A 10,085-nucleotide genomic window follows, 5' to 3' on the forward strand; every position below is an offset into this window, starting at 1 on the left:
CCCTCAGGCGCGCAGCGCCACGACGTGGCCGGCCAGCGAGTCGAGGGAGCGCAGCACCTCGGGCTGCACCTCGTCGTCCCACTCGAAGCCGAACGCGTCCTCCATCGCCACCAGCAGGCTGACCAGTGCGGTGGAGGGCACCCCCGCCTCGCGCAGCGAAGCGGAGTCCGGGATGCCGCGTACGAAGTCCGCACCGCCCGCGTCGTCCCCGCCGCCGAACAGGCCCAGGAGCAACTCCCGTACGCGGGCGCGTACTTCGGCGACCGGGGTGGACGCGTCGGTCCCGTCGGCTTTGCCGGCCGACCCGGCCTGTGCGGATGCCACGTCTGCGGATGCCACGTCAGTCATGTGCCGCCGCCGCTTCCGCCTCGTCGATGAACTTGCCGACCAGCGCCTGGAAGCCCTCGGGATCGTCGAGGAAGGGCACATGGCCGGCCTTCGGCATGATCTCGCAGCGGCCCTGGGGGAACAGCTCGGCCAGCTCGTGCCCGCGCGACGGGCTGAGCAGGATGTCGTCGTCGCCCAGCACGATCAGCGTCGGCGCGGCCACCCGGGACAGCAGCTCGGGGCTGGTCTCGCCCTGCTGGACGAGGGTCAGCCCGTTGACCAGCTCCTCGGGCGTGGACATCGACAGGAAGCTCTCGCGCAGCCCGAGGAAACCCGGGGTGCCGGTCTCCTCGTTCATGTCGCCGCTGATCACCTCGGGGTAGAGGTGGCTGTAGAGGGTGGTCATGCCGTGGTGCTTGAGCGTCAGCAGCCAGGCGCGGTTGAGCTGCCGGTGGCGCCGCATGCCGCGCAGGCTCAGGACGGGCCCGGCCAGGATCAGCCCGCGCACGCGGTCCGGGTACTCCAGCGCCACGTCCCTGGCGAGCTGGGTGGAGGCCGAGGTGCCGATCAGGTACGTCGACTCGATCTCCAGCGCGTCGAGCAGCCCGATCACATCGGCCGCGTGCTCCTCCCAGGTGGGCTCCTGGGCGATCCGCGAGGAGGCGCCGTGGTTGCACATGTCGTACGTGACGACCCGGTACCGCTGGGCGAGGTCACCGGTGTACTCCCGCCAGAACGGGCTGTTGATGAAGAAGTTGTTCATGGCGGTGACGGCGACGCCCTCGCCGCTCGACTCGTAGTAGAGCTCGACGCCCTCCCTGGTGCGTATCCGCGGGGTGTCCTCGCGGTACTGCAGATCGTGGTGCTCCTGTGCCTCACCGGCTGCCATCGCTCTCCAACCTCTCGCTGTTCCGGGGCCCTGCGCCGCGGGGGAGTCCGGCGCCCGGCAGTACGCGCGCGAACTCCGCCACGACGTGGGCCGCCGTGCTCTGCTGTGTCAGGGCGCCGCAGGAGCGGCCGCAGTACATGGCCATCTCCTCGATCCGCCCGCTGGTCGCCTCGGTCGGCACCGCCGAACTGAAGCGCGGCACCAGGTAGGTGGCGCCCTCGACCTCCGTACGGCCGATGAAGTTCTTCGCCTGGTCCGGGTCGGCGGTCACCGACGTCGCCAGCACCCGGTGCCTGCGGCCCGGCCAGCCGATCTCGTACACGTCGGTGATCACGGTGTCCTTCTCGTGCGCCGCGGTCACCGCCTCCTTGAAGCGCGGGTGCGCGCGCGATTCGCGGGCGGTCACGAAGGCCGTGCCGAGCAGTACGCCGTCGGCCCCCGCCGCCAGGGCGCGGGCGGCCTCCTCGGGCGAGCCGATCCCGCCCGCCGCGGCCAGACAGGCGCCGGGCAGCCGCGCGCGCAGCGCCGCGACCAGCGCGTCCCGCTCCGAGGTGCCGAGCAGATGACCGCCCGCCTCGGTGCCCTGCGCCACCACCAGCGCGCCCAGTGCCGCCGCGCGCACCCCGTCCTCGACGGTGCCGACCTGGACGACCAGGCGCCGGCCGGCCGCGGAGACCCGCCGGAGCAGCGCGTCCTCGGGCAGTCCGAAGAAGGAGAGGTACACCCGCTCCGGCGTCTCCGCGAGCACCTGCGCCACCTGGCGCTCCAGCTCCTCGGGGCCGACCACCTCGGGGATGAGGTTGACGCCGACCGGCCGCTCGGTGCCGGTGACCAGGCGGTCCAGCACTCCGGTGAGCGCCTCGCCGGACAGCTTGTAGCCGCCCACGCAGCCCGCGGCGCCGGCCTCGGAGACCGCGCACGCCAGCCCGGCGCCCGCCACACCGCCCATGCCGGACTGGAGCAGGCCGACCTCCACACCCAGCGCGTCCGCCACCGTGGTGCGCATCAGCCGAGACCCTCGAGCGCGGCGACCGCGGCCTCGGCGCCGCCGAACCTGGCGGTGAGGGTGTGCACCCAGCGCTCCAGGCCGAAGGCGAGGCAGCTGGTGTGCGCGGTGTCGTCGCCCGCGCGGATGTCGCAGCGCTCGCCGAAGAAGTTGCGGTGGTAGTTCACCGAGCCGACGGCCAGCCCGTCGACGACGAACTCCTCCTTCACGGGGAACAGCCGCTGCATCTTCGCCTTGCCCCCGCTCTTGTCGAAGAACGGGTCGGTGGCGACCTCCAGCCGGAAGTCCAGGCCGAGCCGGCCGCACAGGTCGGTGACGGCGTCCTTGGCGCGCAGCAGGTGCTTCTTGGCCGTGTCCTCGGGCCCCACGCACACGATCTCCCGCATGGAGAAGCCGAGCAGCCGCTGGAGGCCCGCGTAGTGCTCCTCGTTGCGGAAACACGTGCCGACCGTCGTACGCAGCGTCCCCTCGGCGGTCAGCCGCGCGCCCGCCAGGTCCACGTAGAGCGGGTAGCAGGCGGCCGAGGGCAGCGCGAAGGCCGTCGGCTCCATGATCTCGGGCGGCAGCGAACCGAGCGGCCGCCGCGCCTCGTTCAGCAGCCCGCCCACCCGCCGCGGGTCCAGCCGGGCCGCGGCGAGGCCCAGGTGCGGGAAGTTGTCGTAGTAGTCGAAGGCGTCGAGGTCCTCGCACCGCATCAGGAACGGGTAGCGGAACTCCGGCGCGCCCCACTCGCCGGCGAGGCGCAGGAACACCGCGTCGATCGCCCGCAGCAGCCTCAACTGGCCGCCGTCCAGGACTCCGAGACCGTTGTCGGCCGCCGCGCTCATCGCGCCGCCTCCTTCACGAAGAACCGCGCCTCCAGCGCGTCGAGGGTGCGGAAGTCGTCCAGGTCCAGCTCTTCCGGGTCGATGGACTCGCCGGTCAGCTCCTCCAGCAGGAAGATGAACTCGACGAAGGCCAGCGAGTTGATGGCCCGGCTGTCGATCAGGTCCAGATCGGCGGAGAGCGGGGCGAGCTGGGGGTTGCGGCCCAGGATGAAGTCCCTGACGGCCTGCATCGGTTCGCCGTTCACTTGACGACCTCCCGGCCCACGCCGGACTTGCTGAGGAACTTCCGCGTGCGCTTGAGCACCTGGTCGTGCGCCTCGATCCGGGCGGGGTGCTCCAGCGCGCGCCGCCGCAGGGCCAGCGCGTCGGGGATGCCCGCGTCGCGGTAGGCGGCCGGGTTGTAGAGGGTGCCGATGCTGTACTGGAGGTAGTTCTCCAGGTATTCGGCGACCACGGGGACCTCGTCCGGGTCGCGCTTCGCCACCTGGTCCAGCAGGTTGGTGAAGATCATCCGGCCGAACGCGACATGCCGGCTCTCGTCCTGGTGGTGCACCCGGTTGATCTCCCGCGCGATGTGCGGCAGCGACATGTCGGTCGCCATGTGCGCGTTGTAGTGGTCCACGATCTCCTCGAAGATCAGGATGCGCGCGAACACGATCAACTCGCGGGCCACCGGCGAGAGATGGTCCACCGAGTCGGCCTTGAGGGTGGGCTGCGCGGGGTAGAGCTTGCCCCCGTAGCGCAGGCAGAACTGGGCGAAGAACCACATGTGCTCGTTCTCCTCGCCGATGAAGTGGTGCAGGAACTCCGAGACGTCCGCATAGGTGCGCTCGTGGATCCGCATCACGACCTCGCTCATCAGCTCGCGGATGCCGTGGATGTTGAGGCTGAAGAAATTGACCGCCTCGTAACGGGTCAGCGCGATCTGCTGCTCGCGGGTCAGCTCGTCCCACATCGGGGTGCCGGCCAGCGTGGTGAGGCTCTCGCTCATCCACGGCATGCCGGGCTCGATGGATTCCGGCCAGTCGAACATCGTGTAGGGGTTGTAATAACCGGACTCGGCCATGTTCTCCAGCCGGTCCAACTCCAGCACGACCGGCTCGATTTCACGTACCGCCATTGTCACTCGTCCTTCCCAACGGAGTGATTGGAAGAAATCAGCTTCGGCGCACAGGCCGGATGTCCGCGCGCACCTGGGCAGGCCGTCGTGAACCACATGCGTGGGAGCCGAAGGAGGCGTTGCCGGAGGCGGTGGACGGGATCACCTTGTTGTAGACGGAACCGAGGCACAGGTCCTGGAAGTCCCCGGTGTCCGCCGAAAGGCGCGCGGCGAGCTGGGCCTTGGCGATGTCGACGGTCCTCAGCTCCCCGTCCTCGTCCTCGACCTCGACGCACGCGTGCGGGAGGTCGAGCGCGCCGCCCAGCACTCCGCAGAACCAGCCGCGCTTCGCCTCGGCCCGGAAACCGGCCTCGCGGAACCGCTCGGCCAGGAACAGGCTCGCCGCGATGCAGCTCGTCGCGCCGAGCGAATGCACCAGCGTGTGGTCGGCCTGCATCTCGACGGGGACCATCTGCCAGCGGTAGCCGGCGTCCAGATAGTCGCGGACCAGCCCGCGCAGCACCGGCGAGACGATCGGTGTGCGCGCGCCCGTCGTGGTGACCAGCGCCGAATATTCGGCCGAACTCCGGCCCGCGACCGGCTCGGAGACCTCTTCGAGCCGGCCGCCGAACCGGGCCGCGTCGGGCGCGGCGAAATTCCACGGGGCCTCGCCGTCGCATTCTCCGCATTCCAAGGTGACCCGGAAATCCCAGGTCTTCTCGCACAGCAGGGAGTCGAGGGGCCGCCCGGCGAACCGGAACAGCATGCGGAACGCCAGCTCCGGCTGGGTCGTCGACTTCCCCGAGTACATGCCGAGGTTGTAGAGGTCGTTCATGTCGAAGTGGCGTACTCCGGAACGCTCCTCGAAGGGCAGACCCGCCTCGACCAGCCTGTCGATGTCGGCCGCCGTGCAGCCGAGCACGTCCCGCGCTGTGGATTCCGTCCTGGTCCTGCTCGCATAGGCGGCGGGGATGAACTCGATGGAATACGCCACTTTCTCCCAGGGCGTATCGACGGCTTGCTGCGGCACTGTCTGTCTCCCCCGTGCAATGTCCGCGCCGATGACCGGCGCGCGCGTCATCGATGAATACCGTTCAAGCGGTGATACGGACATTAACAGCCGGAGATCGCACCGCGACAGATTCACTCCACATTCGTCGCCGTGCGTTTTGCACGTGCGGCCCGGAGAAACAAATGCGTGCCGGGACCGCGGGGCCCCGGCACGGTGCGTGCGGATACGGTTACGGGTGGGGGTGGGTATGGCTTACGGGCGGCGCCGGCTCACCTCGAATTCGGTCCGCTCACCCGAATCCCGCCGGCCCGCATCAGATCCACTGCGCATCCCGCGCCATGCGCAGCGCGTCGATTCTGCTGCGGGCGCCGAGCGTCATGACCATCTGCGAAATGTAGTTGCGCACGGTCCCCTCCGAGAGGCACAGCCGCGCGGCGATCTCCGCGACCGTGTCGCCGCGCGAGAGGTGCTCCAGCACCGAGAGCTGCCGCAGGGTGAGCGGGCAGTCCTCGTTGACCAGCGCGGCGACCGTCATCTCGGCGTCGAAGGCGCGCTCTCCCCTGTGCACCAGGTGCACGGCCTCGAAGAATCTGCGCGGCGGGTCGCTGCGCCGCACCATGCCGTCGATCCCCCCGGTGAAGGCCCTGCGGACGACCGATCTGGTGCAGGCCGTGGCCAGCAGCAGGGTCCGGCAGCGCGGCAGGGCCGCGATCTTCTCGGCGGTTTCGAGCGTCTCGTTGTCCCTGCCCTCGAAGCTGATGACCGCGACGTCGGGCCGGTGCAGTTCGGCGAATTCGAGGGCGGCGAGATTACTGTCCAGCGAACTCGCGACGGTGATCTCCTCGCGCCGTTCGAGCAATTCCGTGAGCGCGAACCTGGACAAATGCAGGTAGTCGAGAAGCATGACATCGATGCCCACTCGGGTCCTCCATCGATTGGGACCGCTGCGGTCGTAAGTCAATTGGGCCGAATGACCATAGCATACGCGTACGAAATATGGTGACCGGGAGGCCGCGAAGAATTTGTGAAAAGCCTTCCAGCGGGGCCGGGAAAAAGAACGGCAGTGGCGCGGTGATGCCGCGCCACTGCCGAACGGGGAATCCCCGCGGAAGTCCAGGTGAATTGCCTACCGCGCCTCGGAGGGCTCGGAGTCGGTGTGCGCCTCCGCCGGGGCCCCCGCCGGACCTGCCTCCGCCGCCGAGCCGGCCGCGGTCTGCTTCACCCCGGGGTGGAGCAGCGCGAACAGGAGCAGGGCGGCCAGCATCACGGTGCCGAACACGTACGGCGCCGCCTGACCGACCTCGTACAGGCCGTTGCCCAGCAGCGGGCCGATCATGAAGGTGGTGGCGACCGTGGCGCTCACCAGCCCTGCCACGCTGGCCTGTTCGGTCGGGGTGGCCAGCAGGCTCGGCGCCGACATGATGCCGGGCATCCCGAAACCGAGGCCGGCGCCGAGGAGGGCGACGCCCACGCCGATGAGCAGGCCGCTCGGCGCGACGGCGACCACCAGCATGCCGAGGGTCATCAGCAGCGCGCCGACCCGCATCAGGCGCAGCGAGGTCCAGTCGAGCCGCGGCACCGCCACGACCTGGACGATCACGATCATGCCGGCCCCTGCCAGCGTGACCATGCCGGTCACCGTGCCGGTCTCGTTGGCGCCCAGGCCCAGCCGGTCCTGGAGCAGGAAGCCGACGGTCATGAGCACGATGGTCATCGCGAGGTACAGGCCGAAGCCGATGGTCAGGAACGGCCACATGCGGCGGTCGAACGGGCTCACCTTCGACATCGGCGGACGCTTCGCGTGCGCCTCCGGCTTGGGCACCTTGAGTGCGACCAGGACGGCGATGACGGCGAGGATGGCCGGGGCCACGTACATCGGGGGCAGCAGTCCGCCGATGCTCAGCAGTCCGCCGACGGCGGGGCCGACCGCGAGGCCGAGGCCCTGCGCCGCGCTGAAGATGGACATGCCCCGTACGCGTTCGGCCTCGCCGGTGGTCATGTCGGCCACGTAGGACTGCGCGGTCACCGGTGTCGCGGCCCAGGCGAGGCCGAAGACGAGGCCGCGGCTGAGGATCACCAGCGCGTACGCCACCGCGGTCGGCAGCGCTCCGGACAGCCCGATCTGGGCGACGACCGCGAAGGCCAGCAGCCCGACCGTCGCGCCGATCAGGGAGGTCAGCAGCACGGGGCGGTGGCCCCAGGCCATGGCGCGGCGCCCCCAGAAGGAGCCGGCCACGACCACGCCCGAGGCGCCGACGAACATCACGACGCCCAGGGCCAGTTCGCTGAACCCGAGCTCGCGGGCCAGCGGGGCGAGGATCGGGTTCACCATCTGCTGTCCGGTCATGAGGCCGAACACGGCCAGGCACACCAGCATGATGGGCCGCTGGTTGGCGAGTTTCGGCCGCTGCTGCGCAGCGGCCTCGGGACTAGCGCTCATGAGGGCTCCGTTCTGGATGCCGCCCGGCCCGGGGGCGGGGCGGCGGTCGAGGAGTAAGGCCGGCCGGGCTCCGGCCGCGGTGCGCTGACCGCGGCCGGGTGCCGCCGGACCGGGTGGTGGCTGTGCCCGCACAGTCGGTGCGGGTGCGCAGCCGTTCCGGCGATCCCGTTCGTGCCGCGCCGGTCGGTGCCCGGGGCCCGGAACCGGTGGGCCGGTGTGCGGCCTTCCCCTCCGGAAGTCCCCTGCGTCCGCGGCCTGTCGCGCACTGCTCATGACGTGGTCACCCCTGGGGGCGGCGTCGGGATATGCGGCAAGGCTACAGACGCTCCGGGACTTTGTCTACGCGTATATTTATTGCGTGTCCCGACCCTCCGTGCCCTGCCCCGGGCCGTTCTGAGCGCCCGTCAGGCGTGCGCCGAGCGCCCTCTTGTCGATCTTCCCGACGGCCGTCAGCGGCATCTCGGAGAACGTCACCATCCGGTCGGGCAGCTTGTACGGGGCGATGCCGCGGTCCCTGAGCCCGGCCTGCACCTCCAGCAGCGTCGGCGGGTGCGCGGGGTCCTGCGGCACCACGCACGCGCAGGTCTGCTCGCCCATGTCGGGGTGCGGCAGGCCGATCAGCGCGGCGGAGGCGATCCGCGGGTCGGCGAGCAGGTGCTCCTCGACCTCCTGTGAAGGCACCTTCTCGCCGCCCCTGTTGACCACGTCGTTGATGCGGCCCACCACCTCGAAGTAGCCGGCGGCCGTCCGCCGGACCACGTCGCCGGTGCGGTAGTAGCCCTCGTCGGTGAACTGGGTGCGGTTGCGCTCCTTGGCCCGGTAGTAGCCGCGGATCGTGTACGGGCCGCGGGTGAACAGCTCGCCGGCCTCGCCTGGCCCCGCCTCCTCGCCGTCCTCCCGGATCACCCGCACCTCGTCGGCCGGCGCCAGGGGGCGGCCCTGGGTGTGGAAGACGACGCTCTCCGGGTCGTCGAGCCGCGTGTAGTTGAGGAGTCCCTCGGCCATTCCGTACACCTGCTGGAGGGTGCAGCCGAGCGTGCCCGGGACCTCCTTCGCCGCCTCGGGCGCGAGCCGGGTCCCGCCGACCTGGAGCAGGCCGAGGGAGCTCAGGTCGTGCTCGTTCCACTCGGCGGCCTCCAGCCACAGCGGCACCAGCGGAGGGACCAGCGAGGTGGCCGTCACCCCGGCGCTCTCGATCAGCGGGAAGGCCGCCTCGGGGGTGGGCGCCGGCGCCAGCACGGCGGTGCCGCCCAGGCGGAGCGTGCCCAGGACGCCGGGGCAGGCGAGCGCGAAGTTGTGCCCCATGGGCAGCGCGCACAGATAGCGGGTGTCCGGGCCGAAGCCGCACAGCCGCGCGCTCTGGCGCAGTTGGTACGTGTAGTCGGCGTGCGTGCGCGGGATCAGCTTCGGCCGCCCCGAGGTGCCGCCCGACAGCAGGAACAGCGCCACCTCGCCCGGGTCCGGCGCGGGCAGCGCGACCGGCTCGGCGTCCACGTCGGCCAGCGCCGTGAACGGGCCGGGATCGCCGGCCACCAGGACGTGCCGGAGGCTCTCCGTGCTCTCCAGCACCTCCTTCGCGATGGTCCTGTAGTCGCAGTCCAGCACCTGGTCGGCGCAGACGTAGGCGACCGCCTCGGCGCTCTCGACCAGGTGCGTGATCTCCGAGGTCCGGTGCGCGGGCAGCGAGAAGACCGGCAGCGCCCCCATGCGGAAGAGCGCGGTGCACAGCACCACCAGCTCCACGTCGTTGGGCAGTTGCACCACGACGCGGTCCCCGGCGCCGAGCCCGAGGCCGCGCAGCCCTGCGGCGAGGCGGTCCGCGGCGCGGTCCAGCTCCCCGTAGGTCAGCGTGCGGTCCTCGGTGACCAGCGCCGTCTTCTCCCGCGCGCCCGCCGGCAGGGTGCCCAGGAGTTCATCGGTCCAGTAGCCCTTGGTCCGGTAGGCGCGAGCGGAGGATTCGGGCCACGGCACACAGCCTTCAAGCATGGAAGGTCCCAACTCTCGGAGTCTGCAAGGGGGTTCACCTGCCGGGGGCCGGTGGACCCGGCCCCGCACCCCGGTGTGTCGCGGGGCGCCGCGCTCCCTTTCGCGTGGGGGCCGGGCCCGCGGCAGAGCAGCCTGGCACGCGGGTCTGGCCAGTTTCTGGACGTGCTCTCTTGACGCCGGGGGAAGGCCCTCCGACCTGCGCGTACGAGTTTCCGTACGGGCTCTGCGGCCGCTGGACGCGCGGGGACGAAGGGGGCCTTGGGGGAGCCGTCGTACGGGAAGAGCCCGCCGTTTCACGCCGGTTGGGGCCGCCCGGCGTGCCGTTCTCGGAGTCCTCGCCCGTGCCCGAGCCGCCTCCCGTACGGGCCCCAGAAAGCATCCAGACTCTGGCCAGTCGGCGGTGTGAGTCTGAGCCGGGCTTCCGGTCGCTCCTGCAATCGGCCCACCGGCGGGGGAGGGGCGCAGAGCCGCGAGCACCAGACCGACGAACCGGAGTTGA

The 10,085-nt window shown here is 70.9% G+C and carries 10 protein-coding genes; all 10 read right to left on the reverse strand.

Annotated elements, in window-relative coordinates; translation table 11 throughout:
- Positions 1–3: 3 nt before the first annotated feature.
- The 10 genes from ABEE00_RS32885 to ABEE00_RS32930 all read right to left on the reverse strand — a co-directional run bounded on the left by ABEE00_RS32885 (position 4) and on the right by ABEE00_RS32930 (position 9,586).
- Positions 4–324, reverse strand: coding sequence for an acyl carrier protein (locus ABEE00_RS32885; protein WP_345749439.1), 321 nt, complete (start codon positions 322–324; stop codon positions 4–6).
- 16 nt (positions 325–340) lie between these two features.
- A complete protein-coding gene (locus ABEE00_RS32890; RefSeq protein WP_345749440.1) occupies positions 341–1,216 on the reverse strand; it encodes an alpha/beta fold hydrolase in 876 nt (291 codons plus the stop codon).
- A complete protein-coding gene (locus ABEE00_RS32895) occupies positions 1,203–2,222 on the reverse strand; it encodes an NAD(P)H-dependent flavin oxidoreductase (RefSeq protein WP_345749441.1) in 1,020 nt (339 codons plus the stop codon). The genes ABEE00_RS32890 and ABEE00_RS32895 overlap by 14 nt, the downstream gene beginning before the upstream one ends.
- Positions 2,222–3,049 carry a class-II aminoacyl-tRNA synthetase family protein gene (locus ABEE00_RS32900; RefSeq protein ID WP_345749442.1) on the reverse strand — a complete coding sequence of 276 codons (828 nt, stop codon included), beginning with the start codon at positions 3,047–3,049 and terminating at the stop codon, positions 2,222–2,224. Before ABEE00_RS32900 ends, ABEE00_RS32895 begins: the two co-directional genes overlap by 1 nt.
- Complete coding sequence (locus ABEE00_RS32905) at positions 3,046–3,294, reverse strand: acyl carrier protein (protein ID WP_345749443.1); 249 nt, start codon at positions 3,292–3,294, stop codon at positions 3,046–3,048. Before ABEE00_RS32905 ends, ABEE00_RS32900 begins: the two co-directional genes overlap by 4 nt.
- Positions 3,291–4,169, reverse strand: a complete 879-nt coding sequence (locus ABEE00_RS32910) for a diiron oxygenase (RefSeq protein WP_345749444.1) — start codon at positions 4,167–4,169, stop codon at positions 3,291–3,293. The genes ABEE00_RS32905 and ABEE00_RS32910 overlap by 4 nt, the downstream gene beginning before the upstream one ends.
- Positions 4,170–4,206: 37 nt before the next feature.
- A complete protein-coding gene (locus ABEE00_RS32915) occupies positions 4,207–5,178 on the reverse strand; it encodes a hypothetical protein (protein ID WP_345749445.1) in 972 nt (323 codons plus the stop codon).
- 295 nt (positions 5,179–5,473) lie between these two features.
- Positions 5,474–6,079, reverse strand: a complete 606-nt coding sequence (locus ABEE00_RS32920; protein ID WP_345749446.1) for a response regulator transcription factor — start codon at positions 6,077–6,079, stop codon at positions 5,474–5,476.
- Positions 6,080–6,286: 207 nt separating this feature from the next.
- On the reverse strand, positions 6,287–7,600 hold the full coding sequence (locus tag ABEE00_RS32925) for an MFS transporter (RefSeq protein WP_345749447.1): 1,314 nt from the start codon (positions 7,598–7,600) through the stop codon (positions 6,287–6,289).
- A 351-nt stretch (positions 7,601–7,951) separates the two neighbouring features.
- Complete coding sequence (locus tag ABEE00_RS32930) at positions 7,952–9,586, reverse strand: (2,3-dihydroxybenzoyl)adenylate synthase (RefSeq protein ID WP_345749448.1); 1,635 nt, start codon at positions 9,584–9,586, stop codon at positions 7,952–7,954.
- Between the last annotated feature and the right edge of the window lie 499 nt (positions 9,587–10,085).

This window comes from Streptomyces odontomachicola, from assembly GCF_039605595.1.
Lineage (GTDB): Bacteria > Actinomycetota > Actinomycetes > Streptomycetales > Streptomycetaceae > Streptomyces.

What these genes read in the sequence shown, in the direction of transcription:
- ABEE00_RS32930 (WP_345749448.1), bottom strand. Translation starts at nt 9,586, where the DNA reads ATGCTTGAAGGCTGTGTGCCGTGGCCCGAATCCTCCGCTCGCGCCTAC.
- ABEE00_RS32925 (WP_345749447.1), bottom strand. Translation starts at nt 7,600, where the DNA reads ATGAGCGCTAGTCCCGAGGCCGCTGCGCAGCAGCGGCCGAAACTCGCC.
- ABEE00_RS32910 (WP_345749444.1), bottom strand. Translation starts at nt 4,169, where the DNA reads ATGGCGGTACGTGAAATCGAGCCGGTCGTGCTGGAGTTGGACCGGCTG.
- ABEE00_RS32900 (WP_345749442.1), bottom strand. Translation starts at nt 3,049, where the DNA reads ATGAGCGCGGCGGCCGACAACGGTCTCGGAGTCCTGGACGGCGGCCAG.
- ABEE00_RS32895 (WP_345749441.1), bottom strand. Translation starts at nt 2,222, where the DNA reads ATGCGCACCACGGTGGCGGACGCGCTGGGTGTGGAGGTCGGCCTGCTC.
- ABEE00_RS32890 (WP_345749440.1), bottom strand. Translation starts at nt 1,216, where the DNA reads ATGGCAGCCGGTGAGGCACAGGAGCACCACGATCTGCAGTACCGCGAG.